An 18,179-nucleotide genomic window follows, 5' to 3' on the forward strand; every position below is an offset into this window, starting at 1 on the left:
CTCAGGGGGCCAGGAACCCGGTGAGCGCGGCCGCCACCGCCGCGGGATCCTCCACCTGCGGGTAGTGCCCGACGGCCGGCGGCCCCGCCAGTTCCACGATCCGGGCGTGCGGCATGCGCGCCCGGATCCGGACCAGCACGTGGGCCCCGCTGATCGGGTCCGCGGGCCCCCACACGAACAGCACCGGTCCGGGGTAGCCCTCCAGGGCCGGGACCCAGCGCCCGGAGTGCAGGCGGCGTTCGTCGATGTAGCGCAGCAGCCGCGGGGCGAGGCGGTGTCCGCCGGCCCGGGACACGGCCGCCCACAGGTCCCGCAGGTCCTCCTCGGACACGGACCGCCCCAGCACCCCGCGCAGGGACGCGGTGAACCTCCGCTCCGTGGTGAGGGGCGCCAGCAGCGGGCCCAGGGGCCCGTGCAACAGCCGCTGGATCGGCACGGGCCGGTGCAGATCGGGGTACAGACCGCCGTTGAGCCAGGCCATGCGGGTGATCCGGGCCGGGTCGCGGGCCAGCAGCTCCTGTCCGACGCTCACCCCGTAGTCGTGCGCGACCAGGGCGGTGGCGCCGATCCCGTACCGGCGCCACACCTCCTCGACGAGCGAGGCCTGGTCGAGCACCGAGTAGCGGTGGCGCCGGGGCTTGTCGCTCTCCCCGAACCCGAGCAGGTCCAGGGTGGTGACCCGCAGTCCGGCCGCGACGAGCGGCGGGACGACGGCCGCCCAGTCGTGGGAGGAGGTCGGGAACCCGTGGACGAGGGTGACGGGCGGGCCGTGCGGCGGCCCGTCCTGGCGCACGAAGACGCGGTGCCCGCCGATCGGGGACGCGGCGCCGCCCGCGGTCCAGCGGTCCAGCGGTGGCAGGACGCGTGCGCCGCTCATGCGCGGGCCTCCTCGGCGTGCCGGCGCTCCAGCCCGTACAGCAGGGTCCGCAGGCCGAACTCGAACTCGGCCTCGGAGTCGAGGGAGTTGAGCAGTCCCGCATGGCGGTGGACGGCCGGGTGAGTGAGCGGGGAGAGGGAGGTGAACAGCTCGGCCATCGCGGCGCGCTGTCCGGCGGTACGGGCGGCGCCACCGGAGTCGAGCACGGCGGCGCCGATCACGAAGTGGGTGACCGTGAGGTAGACGTGGACGGCCGACCGCGGCCCCCACCCGTGTGCGAGGAGCTGCCCCAGGGCGTGCTCGCGGGCCCGCAGGGCGTTGGGACCCAGCAGCTGCCCGGCGGTCAGCAGGGGGACGACCGCGGGGTGCGCCGAAAGGACCCGGCGGAACTCCCGGGCCCCCCGCTCCAGCCCGGCCCGCCAGTCCCCCCGGAGTTCGGGCAGCCGGATCTCGCCGAGCATGTGGTCGACGGTCTCGATCAGGAGCTCCTCCCGGCTCGAGACGTGCCGGTACAGGGAGGTGTGGCGGACCTGGAGGTGCTCGCCGAGCCGGCGCATCGTGAGCGCCTCCAGGCCCTCGCGGTCGGCCAGTTCGAGCGCGCCGGCCGTGATTCGGTCGAGCGTCAGTCCGCCCTGGCGGGGCCTGCGCCGGTCACGTTCGGCGTACCGGGCCTGCCACCAGGCGGGCGAGCCGGGTTCCGTAGGGGCCGGCTCGGTCGCGTGCGGGAGCGTCATGGGTGGCGGAGCCTACTCGAAGAGGTCGGGATCCGTGCGGACGATCTCGTCCCACAGCGGCTGGAAGGAGAACCATCCCGCGAGCGGGAACCCGGTCTGGTCCCGGGTGTGCCGGGCGGCCTCGGGGTCGATCAGGTGCGGGGTGCCCGCAGCCTCCGCCATCAGTTGCGCCTGAGCGCTGCGCTCCATGGAGATGAACCACCAGGCCGCCTCGTCGACCGATTCGCCGACGGTGAAGACGCCGTGGTTCTGGTGGATGACGGCCTTGTGCCGCCCCAGCCCCGCGGCGAGCTGCCGGCCGGCCTCCTCCTCGACCACCACGGCACCGGCGCCGTCGCGGTGCACGGTGTGCTGTTCGTACACGGCGCACGCGTCCTGGGTGATCGGGTCCAGCAGGCGCCCGAGGCTGGAGAAGGCCTTCCCGTGGACGGCGTGGGCGTGACAGGCGGCGACCACGTCGGGGCGGGCGGCGTGGATCGCGGAGTGGATCACGAATCCCGCCCGGTTGACGGGGCGCCTGCCGTGGCGGACCTGTCCCTCGTGGTCGACGAGGATCAGGTCGCTGACGCGGACGTGCCGGAAGGACATGCCGAACGGGTTCACCCAGAACATGTCCGGGTAGTCCGGGTCCCGGACGGTGATGTGCCCCGCGACGCCTTCGGAGAAGCCGAGGCGGCCGAAGACGCGGCAGGCGCCGGCGAGCCGCTGCTTGCGGTGCTCGCGTTCCTGGGCGGAGTCGGTGAACACGGGCGGCAGGTTCAGTTCGAGGTTCTCCTGCCGGGGCACGAAGGCGCTGCCGCTCAACCCGGTGCGGGTGCCTCCGGGACCGGCCTTGGGGTCGGTCGTCGCATCGGTCGTCGGCCCGGTCCTCGGATCGGTCCTCGGGTCCGTCTCCTGGTGTCCGTCAGCGTGTGTCGTCCGGTCCATGGCCCGCCCCACTCCGTTGTGCGTCCGTTGGACGCATATCTTGCGTCCAGTGGACGCAACATGCAAGACCGGGAGCGGTGTCCGTGAGGCACCCCGGCGCGGGCATCCAAGATCATCACAGGCAGAATGACCCGTATGTCGATGACGAACACTCCGAAAACGGCAACGATCGACGACGCGGCAACGATCGGCCGTACCCTGGCCCGTGCCTTCGGCGACGACCCGATGATGCGCTGGTTCTTCCCCGGCGACGCCTCGCGCGAGGCGGGGCTGGGCCGCTACTTCACCACCCTCTTCACCCGGCAGTACCTCCGGCACGGAGTCTGCGAGTACACCGAGTCGGCGGCCGCGTTCTGGGTTCCGCCGGGCGCGCAGGACAAGGCCGTCCCCGACGCCGAGACCGTCCGGGAGCTCTCGGGGATCCTGGGCGACCGGGCCCCGCTCTTCCGGCAGGCCGCCGAGGAGGCCGCCGGGTCCGGACCCCAGGAGCCGCACTGGTACCTCGCCGTGGTCGGTGCGGATCCGGCTGCGCAGGGACAGGGCCACGGCGCCGCCCTGCTCCGCTCGGGCCTCGCCAGGGCCGACGCGGCGGGCCTGCCCGTCTACCTGGAATCCTCCAAGCCGGCCAACCTCCCCTTCTACGAGCACTTCGGCTTCGCGGTGCTCGGGGAGGTCCGGCTCCCGGGCGGCGGACCGGCCCTGTGGCCGATGCGGCGCGCGCCGCGCCACCCGGCCGACGCCTGACGGACCGCTCCGCGGAAGGCGCCGGCGGCCCGGCGGCTCACCAGTGGCCGAGGAGTTTGAGCCACACTCCGCCGATTCCCATCCAGATGGCGATGTTGGCCACGGCGGCGAGGAGGCCGGTGCGCCACCATTCGGGGAGGGTGGCGTAGCCGGCGCCGAAGTGGACGGGCGCGGGGCCGGACGCGTAGTGGGTCAGGCCGCCGTACAGGGAGCTGACGAATCCGAGGACGAGCGCGGCCGTCACCGGCGGTGCGCCGGTGGCGACGGCGGCCGTCAGGAAGGGGGCGTACATCGCGGCCACCTGCGCGGTGTTGGTCGCAAAGAGGTAGTGGGAGAAGAAGTAGACCAGTGTCAGGACCAGGAACGCCGGCTGCCAGCCGAGCCCGGACACGGTATGGGTGATGGTGCGGCTGAACCAGTCGGTCACGCCGAGCTCCTGCAGCTGGCCGGCCATCATCACCAGGACCGAGAACCACACCAGGGTGGTCCACGCCTCCTTCTCCGCGACCAGGTCACCCCAGGTCAGCACGCCGGTCGCCAGCAGCAGCGAAACGCCGGTGAGGGCGCTGGCCACGGCGGACAGGCCCCACGCCTGGTCGCCCACCGACCACAGCAGGAGCAGCAGGACGAAGACGACCGCCAGGGTCCGCTCCCGGCGGGACATCGGTCCCAGCTCGGCGAGTTCCGCGCGGGCCTGATCCGGTGCCTGCGGAGTGCGGCGGACAGTCGGCGGGAAGACGCAGTACAGCAGCGCGGGCAGCACCAGCAGCGCGACCAGGCCGGGGACGGACGCGGCCAGCGCCCAGGAGGTCCAGGTCAGGTGGGTGCCCTGGTCGGCGGCGAGCTTCTGCACCAGCGGGTTGGCGGCCATGGCGGTCAGGAACATGGCGCTGGACAGGAGCGCGATCCGGCGGCCCAGGCCGGTCGTGGTGAAGCCGAGGGAGATGAAGAAGGCTGCTGTGATCAGCCAGATCGTGGGCTCGGAGAAGCCGCTCAGGGCCACCTCCGGTGCCAGGGTCCCGCTGATCATGGTCACCGTCAGGCCGATCAGGGCGACGGCGCCGAGCGGCAGGGGCTGGAGGATCAGACCGACCACGGTGCCCGTGAAGACGGCCAGGACGGTCCACCCGCCGGTTTTGATCCCGTCGGGCTGCGGCAGCAGATGGACCGTCAGCCCGACCGCCACGGGGACGATCCACTTCCATGCCTTCCACGCCGTGGCCGGCCGTGGTCGGGGCGGTGCCGTCCGACGGCTTCCCCGGGGGCGACGGTCTGGTGCCGCGAGACGGGCTCATCGCTGCCGTTCCACGCGCGGGCCCGGTCCGGTCGGCCGGGACGGAAGTGTGCCTGCGCATTCACGGTAAGCGGCACGGGCGCGGTTCCGCGTGAGGCGACCGGGCCCGGTCGTGGCGCTGCGGCGTCGGTGGGACGGCTCGTGCCCGCAGAGTCCGGACGGTGGTGAAACGCAATGTATTCGGCGGTACTTGGGCTTCACCGCCTCTTCATAAGTTGAAATTGAGTCAAGGGGTAAATCGTGGAGAAAGGCCCGTCTATTGACTGAATTGCGTGGATGCGGAGCGTGATGGCAACGTTGCCATCTCGTTAATAATTCACTTCTTGACGACAGTCGTAACGCCGAGTTGACTGCGTTTACCTCGGCCGGACGGACACGGCCTGTTCAGGGAGGTTTACGTCGTGAACACACATCTCGGTCGGGCCGTCGTCGTTGCCGCTGCATCCGCCATGACCCTGTCGCTCGCCGCCTGCGGAAGCTCGGACGGCACGGACGGAAAATCGGGCGGCTCCGGCAAGGAGGCGATCAAGGTCGGCCTCCTGCTTCCGGAGAACCAGACCGCGCGCTACGAGAAGTTCGACAAGCCGCTGATCGAGAAGCAGGTCGCCAAATTCACCCGCGGTAAGGGCGAAGTGGTCTACGCCAATGCCAAGCAGGACGCGGCCGCCCAGAACGCCCAGGTCGAAGCGATGATCTCCCGCAAAGTGGATGTCCTGATCATCGACGCGGTCGACGCCAAGGCCATCGCCGGAGCGGTCAAGAAGGCCAAGGACGCCAAAATCCCCGTGGTCGCCTACGACCGTCTGGCCGAAGGCCCGATCGACGCGTACACGTCCTTCGACAACGAGGACGTCGGCAAGGTCCAGGGCAAGGCCCTGCTGGACGCGCTGGGCGACAAGGCCGGCTCCGGCCAGATCGTCATGATGAACGGCTCGGTCACCGACCCGAACGCCAAGCAGTTCAAATCCGGCGCGCACTCCGTCCTCGACGGCAAGGTGACCGTCGGCAAGGAGTACGACACCCTCGACTGGAAGCCGGAGAACGCCAACGCGAATATGGCCGCCGCCATCGCGGCCCTCGGCAAGGGCAAGATCGCCGGCGTCTACTCCGCCAACGACGGCATGGCCGGTGGCATCATCGCCGCCCTCAAGGCCGCCGGGGTCTCCCCGCTGCCCCCGGTCACCGGCCAGGACGCCGAACTCGCCGGCGTGCAGCGCGTCGTGTCGGGCGAGCAGTACATGAGCGTCTACAAGCAGTACGCCCCCGAGGCCGCGGCCGCGGCGGAGATGGCCGTCGCCCTGGCCCAGGGCGAGAAGATCGACAGCCTCATCAACCAGATCGTGGACAGCCCGAGCACCAAGGGCGTGCCCTCGGTGCTCGTCCCGGGCATCGCGCTCACCAGGAACAACATCAAGACCACGGTGGTCGAGGACGGCGTGTGGAGCGTCGCCGAGATCTGCACCGAAAGGTACCGGGCCGCGTGCGAGGAGATCGGCCTGAGGTGACGCCGACGCGGCTGCCGCCGGGCCGGGGCCGCCGGACCGGGCCGCCGAACCGGCACCCCGTCAGCCCCGTCAGCCCCGTCAGTGCCCTGCCGACCGCAGGCGGACCCGGAACAGCGCTCCGCCGCCCGGCGTGGTCTCCAGCTCCAGTTCGCCGCCGTGTGCCCGGACGAGCGCGGAGGCGATCGCCAGGCCCAGCCCCGCCCCGCCGCCCGCCTGCCGGCTGCGCGAGGCGTCCACCCGGTAGAACCTCTCGAAGACCCGGGCCGCCTGCTCCGCAGTGAGACCCGGCCCGGAGTCGGCGACCTCGATCACGCCGATGCCGTCCGCGCCGCCCACCCCGATCCGCACCGGGGAACCCGCGGGCGTGTGCGCGACGGCGTTGCCGACCAGGTTGGCGACCACCTGGCGCAGCCGTGCCTCGTCCCCGTTCACCGGCGCGGGGCCGGGCGGGCCGACGCCGCCGGGGCCGGTCAGCGCCACGTCCCGCGCCGGGTCCAGCGCCCGGGTGTCGTGCAGGGCGTCGACAGCGAGCGTGCGCAGGTCCATCGGCGCGAGTTCCAGCGGACGCTGCTCGTCCATGCGGACCAGGGTCAGCAGGTCCTCCACGAGACCGCTGAGCCGCACCGCCTCGCTCTCGATCCGGCCCATGGTCCGCCGTACGTCCGCCTCGTCGGCGAGGGCGCCCATCCGGTACAGCTCGGCGAAGCCGCGGATGCCGGCCAGCGGCGTCCGCAGTTCGTGACTCGCGTCGGCGACGAAGCGGCGCATCTGCTCCTCCGACGCGGCGCGGACCGCGAACGCCGACTCGATCTGCGCGAGCATTCCGTTCAGCGCGCTGCTCAGCCGCCCCGTCTCGGTGCGCGGCGAGGCGTCCGGCATGCGGTGCGACAGCGGGCGCCCGGCGGAGATCTCCGCCGCGGTCTCCTCGATCCGCCTCAGCGGCCGCAGGCCCGCCCGTACCGCGAACCAGCCGGCCGCGGCGAGCAGCAGCGACACCACGACGCCGATGAGTTCGAAGGCGGTGGCCAGACTGTCGAGGGTGGACGTCACGTCGGCCAGCGGCGCCGCGACGAGCACGCCCGTGGGCAACCGGGGGTCGTCGCTGCCCACCGGAACGATCAGCACCCACCAGGTGCCGGCCCCGTGGTCGCTCGGCACCTCGAACGCCCGGCCGAACCTGGAGCGCAGCTGCGCCGTGTCCATCGTCGGCCACGACGGGCCCGGATCCTCGGCCACGACGGGCTGGCGGAACTGGTCCGACACCTTCCCGTCGGCGTCGGCGAACGCCACCACGTACTGGCTCGGCAGCCAGGCCCGCCCGCCGCCCACCCGGCCGAGGTGCGTCTGCGGGGTGCCCTCGGCCCGGACCCGGTAGGCCACGGAGTCCCCGAACCGTTCGAGCTGCTGGTCCACCCGCCCCACCAGCCGGGCGCGCACCGAGCCGAGGACGACGGTGTCGCTGACGGTCAGCCCGAGGGCGACCAGCGCCATCGAGAGCAGCACGAGCCGCGAGCGCAGGGACAGGCCGGTGAACCGGTGCGCGAACCGGTGCGCGAACCGGCGGGCGAACCGCCTCGTCCGTCCCGCCATGTCAGGTCTGCGGGCGGCGCAGGACGTACCCGATGCCGCGCACGGTGTGGATGAGCTTGGTGGAGCCGTCCGCGCCCGAGTCCACCTTGCGGCGCACGTACGAGATGTACGACTCGACGATGCTGAGGTCGCCGCCGAAGTCGTACGCCCACACGTGTTCGAGGATCTGCATCTTGGAGACGACGCGGTCGGCGTGGGTCATCAGGTACGCCAGCAGCTTGAACTCGGTGGGGGACAGGGACACGGGCCGGCCGCCGCGCAGCACCTGGTGGCCCACCGGGTCGAGTTCGAGGTCGCCCGCGATCAGGCGGCCCTCGCCCGTCGGAGCGCCGGTGCGGCGCAGGATCGCGCGGATCCGGGCGATCAGCTCCTCCAGGCTGAACGGCTTGGTGACGTAGTCGTCGCCACCCGCCGTCAGCCCGCTGATCTTGTCGTCGACCCCGTCCTTCGCGGTGAGGAACAGCACCGGGAGGTGGTCGGCCCCGGCCCCGCCGCCGACCACCTCGCGCAGCCGCCGTACGACGGCGAACCCGCTGATGTCGGGCAGCATCACATCGAGCACCACCAGGTCGGGCCGCTCCGTGGCGACCGCCGCCAGCGCGTCGGCGCCGCTCGCCGCCGAGGTGACCCGGAAGCCGACGAACCGCAGCGAGGCGGACAGCAGTTCCCGGATGTTCGGCTCGTCGTCGACGACGAGCAGGCTCGCCTCGGGCGTGGCCCTGTCCCTGTCCCTGTCCAAAGGGGCTTCCCTCCCGCTCGCGCTCAGCCCCGGCCGCCGCCCGCGAATCCTCCCGCGCCGCCCTGCGCGACGGTCGTCGCGGCGACGTCGCCGGAGTCGTTCCGGCTGCCCCGCACGGTCACGGTCTGCCCCGGCTGGAGATCGGCGACCGTGCCGGCCTTGGCCTGGGTGATCTGGGTGCTGCCGTCCGTGGTCACCTTGACGACGTTGCCCTGGGTGTCGGTGACGTAGAGGGTGGTGCCGTCGACGAGCTTCACCGTACCGGTGGTGACGCCGCCCCCGGCGGCCGGGCCGCCCGTCCCGCCCCCGAAGCCCTGCCACTGGCCGTTCTGTCCGCCCCCGGTGCGGCCCTGACCGGCGGCTCCCTGGGCCTGACCGGAGCCGGTACGCCCTTGGCCGCCACCCGCCCCGGCGGCGAAGTTCCGGCCCGCGGCGCCGTTGCCGAACGCGGCTCCAGCGGACCCCTGGAGGTGGCTCTTCTCGACCAGGGCGCCCCCGGTGAACGCGAGGCCGGCCACCACGCCGCCCGAGAGCAGCAGGGTCAGCCAGGGCAGTCGAGGCCGCGGCGCAGCGGCGAGTTCGGCTGATATGTCCCGGGTGTCCGGAGGTTCGGAAAGGATCCTCTCGGGATCGGCCGCGGGATCCGTCCCGGGTCCCGCCTCCGCGCGGTGTGGCCCGGTGGAGTCCGCGCCGGAATCCGCGCCGGAATCCGCGCCGGAATCCGCGCCGGAATCCGCGCCGGAATCCGCGCCGGAATCCGCGCCGGAATCCGCGCCGGAATCCGCGGTGGGGTCCGCGGCGGCCGAGGCGGTGAACACCTCGGCGAACGGAGCGAACCGGTCCCCGCCCGCCTCGGGCTGCTGCTCCAGTTCGGTGCGGCGTCGTGCCATGTCAGCTTCTCCCTGTTCCTGCGTGTGCCGGCTCACTCGTGCCGCAGCGCTTCGATGGGCCGCAGGCTCGCGGCCCGGTTGGCCGGGTAGCCGCCGAAGAACAGCCCGATCACCACCGCGATGGCGAAGGCGCCGACGACCGACTCCGGAATGACCACCGGCTTGATGCCGGCGATGGTGAAGTGCGCGCCGATCAGCCCGGCCGCGACCCCGAGCCCGCCGCCGATCAGCGAGAGCAGCGTCGACTCGGCGAGGAACTGGCCCAGGATGACGCCCCGGGGCGCCCCGATCGCCTTGCGGATGCCGATCTCACGGGTCCGCTCGGTCACCGTGACCAGCATGATGTTGGTGATCCCGATCCCCCCGACCAGCAGGGAGATCGCGGCGACCGCGCCCAGCAGCACCGTGAACGTCCTGTTCGTCGACTCCTGCGTGGTCAGCAGGGACGCCTGGCTCGACACCCGGAAGTCGAGCGCGGCCGGGTCCTTGATGCCGTGCCGCCCCATCAGCACCGTGGTGATCTCGTTCTGGGCTTCGGCCGTCGCCCCCGCGGACTTGGCCTCGACGAGGATCTGGCCGACCGAGCCGAAGCCGGTGAAGGCGTTCTGCACGGTGGGCAGCGGGGCGACCACCACGTCGTCGGGGTCCTGGAACCCGGTGCCGCCCTTCGCCGCGAGGACGCCGACCACGGTGAGCGGCGTACCGCCGAGGACCACCTTCCTGCCGACGGGGTCGGCCGTGCCGAACAGGCCGGCGGCGGTGGTCGAGCCGATGACGGCGACCTTCCGGGACGCCAGTACGTCGTCCGCGCTGAAGTAGTCGCCCTTGGCCACCTTGCTGTTGGACGCCTTGAAGTACGCCGGATACGTGCCGACGACCTGGCCGACGGTGTGCGAGGTGCCCTCGTACAGCGCGGTCTGCGAGGTGGTGACCTCGGGGGCCACCGACTCGATGTGGGGCGCCGCCGCAGGGTCGGCGAGCGCCCGTGCGTCCTCGACGGTCAGCGGCTTCGTCCCGGTGGCGGAGCCGGAGCGGCCGCCGCCGAACCCGCTGCCGGAGGAGACGGTCAGGGCGTTGGTGCCGAGCTTCTCGATGGAGTCCCTCACCGCCTGCGAGGAGCCGTTGCCGACGGCGAGCAGCAGGATCACCGCCGCGACGCCGATCAGCACGCCCAGCATGGTCAGCGCGGAACGCACCTTGTTCGCCGCGAGTCCGCCGAAGGCGAAGCGCAGCGTCTGGAACGGGTTCACCGCTGACCTCCGGCCATGGCGTGCGTCCCGGCGGGAGCGGGCGCCGCGGCCATCGCGGGCGGCGGACCGGCGACGGGCGCCTGCCGTAGGTCCTCGACGATCTGCCCGTCCACCAGGCGCAGGACCCGCTTGGCGTGCCGGGCCACCTCGTCCTCGTGGGTGATCAGGACGACGGTGCGTCCGGACGCGTTGAGCCGGTCCACGAGGGACAGGACCTCCTCGGTGCTGTGGCTGTCCAGGTTTCCGGTCGGCTCGTCGGCGAGCAGCATCGCGGGCGCGGTGACCAGCGCTCGGGCCACCGCGACGCGCTGCTGCTGGCCGCCGGAGAGTTCGTTGGGCCGGTGCTCCAGGCGTTCGGCCAGGCCGACCAGGGTGAGCGCGGCCACCGCCCGGCGGCGTCGCTCGGCCGCCTTCACCCCGGCGTACGCGAGCGGCAGTTCCACCTGCGCGACGGCGCTGGTGCGCGGCACCAGGTTGAACGACTGGAAGACGAAGCCGATCTTGCGGTTGCGCACGAGCGAGAGCTGGTGCTCGTCCAGGCCGCCCACATCGATCCCGTCGAGCAGGTAGCGGCCCGAGGTGGGGACGTCCAGGCAGCCGAGGATGTTCATCAGGGTCGACTTGCCCGAGCCCGAGCTGCCCATGACCGCGACGAAGTCACCCTGTTCCACGACGAGTTCGACGCCCGGCCGAAGTCCGGTGACCGGATCGAACGGTCCGCCGAGAGCGCGCACGGCGGCGTCGCCGTGCCCGTAGGTCTTCAACAGCCCGCGTACTTCGATCACCGGCGGTGTGGGCTGCCGCGCTGCGTCCTCCTCCGGCTGCACGGCCGCAGTCGCGGGCGGCGTCCCGCGCGCCGCGCGGCGGGGCCACGGCGGCGGCGCCATCAGCGGCCACCCCCGCCCGCGCCGGTGCGGAAGCCGCCGGCCCCGCCGGCGCTCCCCCCGGCTCCGCCGCGGCCCCGGGTGCCACCGGTCCCGGCCCCGCCGGGGAAGGCGCCGCCCGGGAAGCCGCTGTTGCCGGCCGAGGACACCGCGGTCAGCTGCACCTGCTCGCCCTCGGTCAGCCCGCTGAGGATCTGGTCGGTGCTGTCGCCTTCGAGGCCGACGGTGACCGGAGTGCGCACCGTGGTGCCGTCCGTCTTGACGACGGTGACGGTACGGTTCGCGCCGGTCCCGGACACGGCCGCGGTCGGGACCGACAGGGCGCCCGACGCCTCGCCGACGACGACCTGGATGGCGGCGCTGAGGCCGCTGCGCAGGTCGTCGGTGGGGCTGGTGATGGTGAGGGTCGCCGCGTACTGCACGGCGCTCCCGCCTCCCGCGTTGCCGCCGCCGGAGGACGATCCGCTGCCGGTGGGCAGCGAACTGACCGACAGAACCTGGGCGTTGAGGACCTTGCCGGACATGGCGTTGAGCGTGACCGTGGCGGGCTGGCCGGGCTTCAGCTTGAGGGCGTCGGCCTCCGAGAAGTTCGCCGTCACCTGCATTCCGGACGGGTTGGTGAGGACGACGAAGCCCGACAGCGAGGACGAGGAGCCGGAGCTCGTGGACCCGGAGCCGCCGCCCGAGCCGCCGCTGCCACCCGCGGTACCGCCATTGCCGCCGCCGCTGCCCGTGCCGTTCGTACCCGGAACGGTGTCGCCCGTCTTCGCCGACACGGACGCGACCGTCCCGGCGGCCGGAGCCTTCAGCACGGTCCCGTCCACGGCGCGCTGCGCGGCGTCCACGGCGTTCTGTGCCTGGGTGAGCTGGGAGCGGGCCTGGGCCACCTGCGCCGCGTCCACGGTCGGCGTCGGCGTCGGGGCCGGCGCGGAACCGCTGCGGGACGCCGAGGAGCTGCCGCCCGAGGCCGAACCCACCTGACCCGCCTCGGCCTTGGTGAGGTTCGCCTGGGCCGCCGCCAGTGCGGCCCGGGCCTGGGTCAGCGTCTCCGACGCGGCGGTCGCATCGACCTTCCCGAGCTGCTGGCCCTTGGTGACCTTGTCACCCGGCTTGACGTCGACCTCGGTGAGCCGGCCGCCGGTGGTGAAGTTCACGCCGGCATCGCTCGGCGAGCTCAGGGATCCCGAGCCGGACACGGTGGCGAGGACGGTGGCCTTCGTGACCGCCACGGTCCGCGCGCCGCCGCGCGCCGGACCGTCGCCGCCACCGGTCACCGCCGCGTACGCGCCGCCGGCGCCCGCGAGGACCGCCACTCCGAGCGCCGAGTTGATCAGGACGGCCCTGCGCCGCCGTGGGAACACCTTCATGGGGCGGGATCCTGGCCGCCCGCACTTTGCAGTCTCTGGGAGATTCCTGGGAGTTTCCTGGGAGCCGAACGCTCCGCCGAACCGCGCATGTCTGCGGATAGGGGGCGTACCGCACGCATACCCGGCATCGACGGTGCGCCGGGGTCCGCACGCTGTCAGGGAATTCCCAGCCGACGCCCGGGTCGCCCCCATCTGCGTGCGGTTCAGTCCTCGTCGCCGACGCGCCCACGCCGCCGGCCGCCCGACGCCCCGAGGAGACAACGGACATGCCCTGGACCACGACCCGGCCGGCCACCCCGCGCACTGACCTCGCGTCCCGGGCGGCCCTGTGCGCCCTGGTCCTTTCGGCGTGCGGGCTGGTGCTCGCGGGGTGCTCCTCCGGTTCCGGCGGTTCCGGCGCGGTGAACACGGCGGCCGGTGCCTCCGCCTCGGCGTCGGCCTCACCGGACGCGAAGGCGATGGATGCGTACCGCCAGTGCCTGGCCCGGCACGGCGTCACGATGGCGCCACGCCCGAGCGGCAGCGGTCGCCCGTCGGGAGGCACGCGCGGTCCCGGCGCCGGGGGCGGTCCCGGCGGCTGGGGCGGCGGCCGCGGGGCGTCGGCGGACCCGCAGCGCAGCCAGGCCGCGCAGGCGTGTGCGGATCTGCGCCCGCAGTTCAACGGGCGCGGCGGCGGCCCCGGCGGTGACGGCGGTGCCATGAAGGCGTTCGCCGGCTGTCTCAAGGACCACGGCGTGGTGCTGCCGTCGGCCTCCCCGAACGCGCCGGGCACGGGCACGGGCATGCGGACCATCCCCACCTCGGATCCGCAGTCGGCGCAGGCGTACGAGACCTGCAAGGCCCTGCTGCCGCAGCGGGGTGACCAGGGCGGCCCTCGGCCGGGTGCGAGCCCGAGCGCCTGACACGGCGGCGCGCTGCGCGAGGGCCACCGCATCCGCCTGTGTACTGTACGTGATCATCGAACACGTACGGTGATGACTGCGGTGGGAGTCGACATGTCGATGCTGCTGATCAGAGGCTCGTTCACGGTGCCGGCGAAGAGCAAGCCGGACGGCGACACCGTCCCCTTCGTCCCGGACGACGTAGCCGAATGGAAACTCGTCCCGGGCTGCCGGCCGATCCTTCCCGAGGCGGACGGACGCGCCGCCATCCGCCTGGAGGGCATCGACGCGCTGGAGACCCACTACGGCCAGGGCGCATCCGTACAGCACCAGCCGATCAAGCTCGCCCACGAGGCGGCGGACGAACTGCTGAAGTGGCTCGGCTTCACGAGCGTCGAACGCCACGACGACGAGACCGTCACCACCACCCCCTCCCGGGTCCCCGGCTACATCCTCACCCGCGGCTCCGACGCCTTCGGCCGGTGCGTGGCCTTCGTCGGCCGCCACACCCCGCCGGCGTACAGCGGGTACGAGATCGGTGTCAGCGACGACCTGCTCAGGCGGACCGGGAACTACCACCTGCTCTCGCTGGGTCTGGCCTACCCGACCTTCTACGAGGGGCTGCCCGGCTACCTGCGCGACGTGCTCGGCGCAGCCGCACTCGCGGCGAGGGCCGCCAAGAGCGGGGTGTGGGCCGACGGGGTCGACGTGACCACCAAGGGCGCCAAGATCACCGGGATGTCCTCCCTCACGGCCGAGGACGGCGCGGTCATCCTGCCCAAGCTGTTCCGCAGGCTCAAGGACTACCTGGAACTCAACCCCGCGGACCCGTCGGTGAGCTGTTTCCCCGCCTTCCTCGGCGGCGCCGCGGACGAGTTCCGCCTCCAGTCGGACCCGTCCAAGCTCATCACCGGCCTGCAGCACATCGTCGAGGTCACCAACGGGCACACCGTGCGGATGACCCGCCAGCCGGAAGAGATCGTCTTCAAGGAGAAGTGAGCCGGGCCGGACACCGGCGCGCGGTACGGAGCGGGCGCGGAGACACGAGAGCGGCGTGCCGCGGCCCCCTCGCCGTGACACGCCGCTCGGTGGGCCGGCGGCTCACGCTCTCGTCCGCGTGACCACCGGCCGGGTCAGCCCCTCGGGGCCGGCCGGTCCGGGTCAGTGGTTGTGGTGGTGGCGGCGGCCGTCCCACGAGTCGGAGTCGACGACGTTGCCGCGGTTGTCGCGCAGCGTGGCGCTGTCGCGCTCGTCCCACACCTGGTCGCGGCGGTCCTGGTAGACGTCGTGGCGGGTGTCGCGGCCCTTGCCGGTGTGGACCTTGACGCTGGAACGGCCGTCCAGACGGAAGTCGTTGAAGCGGTAGCGGTTGCCCTGGCGGTCGGTGAGGGTGTAGCCGCGCAGGTTGACGGCGTGACGGCCGGTGTTCTTCACCTCGACCCACTCCCCGTTCAGGGCGCGGGCGGAGCGGTCGTTGCGGCCGGGGCTGTCGTACTGGACCTCGCCGATGACGATCGAGGACTGCCGTGCCCGGTGGTCACGCTGGTGGCCGTCCGCGGCGGCCGGCAGGGCGGCGGCGCCGACCAGGGCACCTGCGGCCAGGAACGCGGAGAGCACCCGGCGGGTGGCGAGAGAAGCAGACATGGAGATGACCCCTTCGACAGACAGCAGCCCTACCCGGCCCGTGTCCGGGTGGGCTTCGAACAGTTCCCGGCGTCCTGCCGAGGAGGCACACTCTGGCCCGCCGCCACCACCGAAAGCCACTCATTCCGTGCGTGTTCCCTCGTGTTGCCCAATGCGGACATAGCCGTGACTCTCGCTTGTACCGGACACGTGTCAAGGCGGAGCCGAGGCATACGGCGGCGGCGAGCGCAGCGGCCCTTGGGAGGGCTGGGAACAGAGGTCCTCCGGTATGGGAGCCGGCCGCGGACGGCTGCCTTCCGCCTTGCTCCGAACGGGTGGGGGCTCCTGTAACAACTCCCCGCGCCGCTTGTTCGGACGTATGGGCGACACAGGTCTGCGTGTTCCCTCCGCAGTCCCTGAACAGGGCGCCCACACGACCTCCCGGGAGCAGGACCTAACCTCGACCGGGCGGGGCAGACGAGCGTCGGACGCCATCGCAGTCGAAGCAACCGAGGGAAAGCAGAGGTACGTCATGGCCGACGAGCCCACCGCACGGGAGCGCGCGGAGCGCGACCGCATACGCGGCGAAGCCACCGGTATGAGCCACCATGAGGCGGCCGAGGCCCTCGAAGCGGCCGAGGACGCCCTCGCCGCCGGGCCCGAGGACGAGGAGGCGGCCCGGGCCGCGGTGGCGGAATGGGAGCGCATCACCGAGCTGCTCGCCGACCACAGCGGTCCGTACGCCCCGGAGTCCGACCCCTTCGTCCAGGGCCAGCTCACCGCCCGCGAGAACCTCCACGCCGCCGACGCCTCGCGGGCCGCCGCGGGCTGAACCGGGCCCGCGGCGGACGGTGCCGACCGGGCGCGCCTCGCCGCGGCCCTCCACCGGGCCGCGGCCGAGATCCCGGGCGTGGTGGTCGTCCGGCACTCCCGGGACGGTGCCGGACGCGAGGGCGTCGCCCTTACCCGCATCGACCAACGGCGTGGCGCGCGCTCGGTCTTCGACCGCACCGCGTAGGCCGGCCCCGGCAGTCGCGGCGTGCAGACCGGGCAGCAGGACGAGACCGAGCCCGCAACGGTGGTCGAGCGGACGGACGTCCGAGCCCGCCGCCGCAAACGGGTGGGCTCCCGGGGGCCGCCTCTTGTAGCGTCCGCGTCATGGAAGACCGCACCGCACCCGTCCTGCTGCTGAACCCGCCCCGCACCAGCACCGCGGAACTCCTCGCGCAGGCGGCGGCCCGGCGCGGCTACGAGGTGCTCGCCCACGCGGGCCGGGCCGAGGGCCGCCGCACGCACTGGTACGGCGGCCCGCTCGCCGCCGACGTACTGGCCGGGCGGCTCGGAGTCGGGCTCCTCGAACCCGCCGACGACTGGCTGACGAGGCTGCCCGCCCCCCTTCTCCGGCGTACCGTGCGGCTCACGACGCTCGCCGAAGCCCGCTCGCTGCGCGAACGCGCCTTCGTGAAACCGCCCTCCGCGAAGATCGGCCTGCTGCCCGCCGCGGTGTACGAGGACGGGGGCGCACTGCCGGCCGGACTCGACGGCCGCACGCCGGTGCTCGTCAGCGGTGTGGTGGAGTTCGCCGCCGAGTACCGGCTGTTCGTACGCGACGGGGAGGTCGCGGCCGGCAGCCGCTACGCCGTCCACGGACGCCCCGACCCCGCACCGCTGGACAGGGACGCGCATGCGTTCGCCCGCGAGGTGCTCCGTGTCGCGGCCGACGGGCTGCCGAGCGCCGTGTGCGTCGACGTCGGCCGGCTCCTCGACGGCGGCTGGGCGGTCGTGGAGGCCAACATGCCGTGGTTCGCACACTGTTACGCGGCCGAGCCCGACCGCGTCCTCGACGTCGTCATCCGTGCCGCGGGCCCCCTCGCCGACGTGGGCGAACGCGACCTGCCGTTCCTCCGCAACGCTCCCGTGCAGGAGCCCCGTCGCGCTGCCATAGTGCCCCTGTGATCGACATACCCACCAGCGCGCTCGACTCGTTGTACGGGCTCGCCTTCGGCGACGCCTTCGGTGACCGTTGGTTCGGCATCCTGCGCCGGGACGGTGAGGCGGCCCTGGAGGCGCGGACGCCGCCACCGGAACCGCTGTGGCAGTGGAGCGACGACACCGCCCAGGCGCTCGTTCTCGTCCGGGAACTCACCGAGGGCGGCGGCACCGTCGACCAGGACCGCCTCGCCCTGCGCTTCGCGGCGGCCTACGCCGACGACACGCACCGCGGCTACGGAGCCTCGATGCACGACGTGCTCCGCCGCATCGGCGAGGGCGAGCCGTGGCGGGAGGTGGTCGCCGGACAGTTCGGCGGGCAGGGCTCCTGGGGCAACGGCGCGGCCATGCGCGCCGCTCCGCTCGGCGCCTGGCACGCCGCGGACCTCGACGCGGCCGCTGAGCAGGCCGCCCGCCAGAGCGCGGTCTCGCACCACCACCCGGAGGCGGTCGCCGGAGCCGTGGCGGTCGCCCTGGCCGCGGCGCTGGCCACCCGCAGCCGGAGCGGGCCGGCCCCCGCCCGGCCGGAGTTCCTCGGGGCGGTCGCCGAACGGCTCCCCGCCGGCGACGTCCGGTCCGGGCTGCGGATCGCGGCCCGGATGCCGGAGCGGACCTCCGTGCGGCACGCCGCGGAAGTGCTGGGCTCCGGCTACCGGATGTCCGGGCCCGACACCGTCCCGTACGCCCTGTGGTGCGCGGCAGGGCACCTCGACGACCTGCACGAGGGCCTGTGGGTGACGGTCGCCGGGCGTGGCGACATCGACACCACCTGCGCCATCGCGGGCGGGGTGATCGCCGCGCGCACGGGCGTCGCCGCCCTGCCCGCCGCCTGGCACGCGGCACGTGAACCGCTGCCCCCGGTGGTACCGGGGTAGGGGCCCCACC

Annotated in this window: 18 protein-coding genes and 1 pseudogene; 7 read left to right on the plus strand and 12 right to left on the minus strand. The window is 73.2% G+C overall.

Translation table 11 applies throughout. The features are described 5' to 3' along the window. Position 1: 1 nt before the first annotated feature. Genes ACIPK4_RS14830 through ACIPK4_RS14840 form a run of 3 tightly spaced genes read right to left on the minus strand, consistent with a single transcriptional unit; the run spans position 2 to position 2,538 of the window. Positions 2–877 (minus strand): alpha/beta fold hydrolase, encoded by an 876-nt coding sequence (locus tag ACIPK4_RS14830; RefSeq protein WP_402312687.1) that lies wholly within the window; start codon positions 875–877, stop codon positions 2–4. Further along, positions 874–1,611 (minus strand): TetR/AcrR family transcriptional regulator, encoded by a 738-nt coding sequence (locus ACIPK4_RS14835; RefSeq protein ID WP_402312690.1) that lies wholly within the window; start codon positions 1,609–1,611, stop codon positions 874–876. Before ACIPK4_RS14835 ends, ACIPK4_RS14830 begins: the two co-directional genes overlap by 4 nt. A 12-nt stretch (positions 1,612–1,623) precedes the next feature. After that, positions 1,624–2,538: a class II aldolase/adducin family protein gene (locus ACIPK4_RS14840; RefSeq protein WP_402312693.1), complete on the minus strand. Its 915-nt coding sequence runs from the start codon at positions 2,536–2,538 to the stop codon at positions 1,624–1,626. Between the two features lie 126 nt (positions 2,539–2,664). On the opposite strand from ACIPK4_RS14840, the gene ACIPK4_RS14845 reads away from it, so the two are divergent. Beyond that, positions 2,665–3,282, plus strand: a complete 618-nt coding sequence (locus tag ACIPK4_RS14845) for a GNAT family N-acetyltransferase (RefSeq protein WP_402312695.1) — start codon at positions 2,665–2,667, stop codon at positions 3,280–3,282. A 37-nt stretch (positions 3,283–3,319) separates the two neighbouring features. Here the strand turns inward: ACIPK4_RS14845 and ACIPK4_RS14850 are convergent, their stop codons facing one another. Continuing rightward, complete coding sequence (locus ACIPK4_RS14850; protein ID WP_402312968.1) at positions 3,320–4,201, minus strand: DASS family sodium-coupled anion symporter; 882 nt, start codon at positions 4,199–4,201, stop codon at positions 3,320–3,322. Next, positions 4,190–4,480 (minus strand): annotated as a pseudogene (locus tag ACIPK4_RS14855) (SLC13 family permease); the annotation flags it as partial. The gene ACIPK4_RS14850 and the pseudogene ACIPK4_RS14855, both read right to left, overlap by 12 nt. 497 nt (positions 4,481–4,977) lie before the next feature. Between ACIPK4_RS14855 and ACIPK4_RS14860 the strand changes: the two are divergent. Next, positions 4,978–6,081, plus strand: coding sequence for a substrate-binding domain-containing protein (locus ACIPK4_RS14860; RefSeq protein WP_402312698.1), 1,104 nt, complete (start codon positions 4,978–4,980; stop codon positions 6,079–6,081). A 78-nt stretch (positions 6,082–6,159) separates the two neighbouring features. On the opposite strand, the gene ACIPK4_RS14865 is transcribed toward ACIPK4_RS14860, so the two are convergent. The 6 genes from ACIPK4_RS14865 to ACIPK4_RS14890 all read right to left on the minus strand — a co-directional run bounded on the left by ACIPK4_RS14865 (position 6,160) and on the right by ACIPK4_RS14890 (position 12,801). Next, positions 6,160–7,671, minus strand: coding sequence for a sensor histidine kinase (locus ACIPK4_RS14865; protein WP_402312700.1), 1,512 nt, complete (start codon positions 7,669–7,671; stop codon positions 6,160–6,162). A 1-nt stretch (position 7,672) separates the two neighbouring features. Next, positions 7,673–8,410 (minus strand): response regulator transcription factor, encoded by a 738-nt coding sequence (locus tag ACIPK4_RS14870; protein ID WP_402312702.1) that lies wholly within the window; start codon positions 8,408–8,410, stop codon positions 7,673–7,675. 23 nt (positions 8,411–8,433) lie between these two features. After that, a complete protein-coding gene (locus ACIPK4_RS14875) occupies positions 8,434–9,300 on the minus strand; it encodes a hypothetical protein (RefSeq protein WP_402312705.1) in 867 nt (288 codons plus the stop codon). 32 nt (positions 9,301–9,332) lie between these two features. Then, positions 9,333–10,550, minus strand: coding sequence for an ABC transporter permease (locus ACIPK4_RS14880; protein ID WP_402312708.1), 1,218 nt, complete (start codon positions 10,548–10,550; stop codon positions 9,333–9,335). Next, positions 10,547–11,335 (minus strand): ABC transporter ATP-binding protein, encoded by a 789-nt coding sequence (locus ACIPK4_RS14885; protein ID WP_402312711.1) that lies wholly within the window; start codon positions 11,333–11,335, stop codon positions 10,547–10,549. Before ACIPK4_RS14885 ends, ACIPK4_RS14880 begins: the two co-directional genes overlap by 4 nt. Positions 11,336–11,436: 101 nt before the next feature. After that, on the minus strand, positions 11,437–12,801 hold the full coding sequence (locus ACIPK4_RS14890) for an efflux RND transporter periplasmic adaptor subunit (protein WP_402312714.1): 1,365 nt from the start codon (positions 12,799–12,801) through the stop codon (positions 11,437–11,439). A 266-nt stretch (positions 12,802–13,067) separates the two neighbouring features. Here ACIPK4_RS14890 and ACIPK4_RS14895 point away from each other — a divergent pair, with 266 nt between their 5' ends. Both ACIPK4_RS14895 and ACIPK4_RS14900 read left to right on the plus strand, forming a co-directional pair. Beyond that, positions 13,068–13,703 (plus strand): hypothetical protein, encoded by a 636-nt coding sequence (locus ACIPK4_RS14895; RefSeq protein ID WP_402312717.1) that lies wholly within the window; start codon positions 13,068–13,070, stop codon positions 13,701–13,703. Between the two features lie 93 nt (positions 13,704–13,796). Next, positions 13,797–14,681, plus strand: coding sequence for a nuclease (locus tag ACIPK4_RS14900; RefSeq protein ID WP_402312719.1), 885 nt, complete (start codon positions 13,797–13,799; stop codon positions 14,679–14,681). A 162-nt stretch (positions 14,682–14,843) separates the two neighbouring features. On the opposite strand, the gene ACIPK4_RS14905 is transcribed toward ACIPK4_RS14900, so the two are convergent. Next, complete coding sequence (locus tag ACIPK4_RS14905; RefSeq protein WP_402312722.1) at positions 14,844–15,326, minus strand: lamin tail domain-containing protein; 483 nt, start codon at positions 15,324–15,326, stop codon at positions 14,844–14,846. A 511-nt stretch (positions 15,327–15,837) separates the two neighbouring features. Between ACIPK4_RS14905 and ACIPK4_RS14910 the strand changes: the two genes are divergently transcribed. The 3 genes from ACIPK4_RS14910 (at position 15,838) to ACIPK4_RS14920 (ending at position 18,169) form a co-directional block, all read left to right on the plus strand. Then, positions 15,838–16,137: a hypothetical protein gene (locus ACIPK4_RS14910; protein WP_402312724.1), complete on the plus strand. Its 300-nt coding sequence runs from the start codon at positions 15,838–15,840 to the stop codon at positions 16,135–16,137. Between the two features lie 326 nt (positions 16,138–16,463). Further along, positions 16,464–17,261, plus strand: a complete 798-nt coding sequence (locus ACIPK4_RS14915; protein ID WP_402312727.1) for an ATP-grasp domain-containing protein — start codon at positions 16,464–16,466, stop codon at positions 17,259–17,261. Continuing rightward, on the plus strand, positions 17,261–18,169 hold the full coding sequence (locus ACIPK4_RS14920; protein ID WP_402312970.1) for an ADP-ribosylglycohydrolase family protein: 909 nt from the start codon (positions 17,261–17,263) through the stop codon (positions 18,167–18,169). The genes ACIPK4_RS14915 and ACIPK4_RS14920 overlap by 1 nt, the downstream gene beginning before the upstream one ends. Positions 18,170–18,179 lie beyond the last annotated feature (10 nt).

Source organism: Streptomyces sp. NPDC086989, assembly GCF_044745505.1.
Taxonomy (GTDB): Bacteria; Actinomycetota; Actinomycetes; order Streptomycetales; family Streptomycetaceae; genus Streptomyces.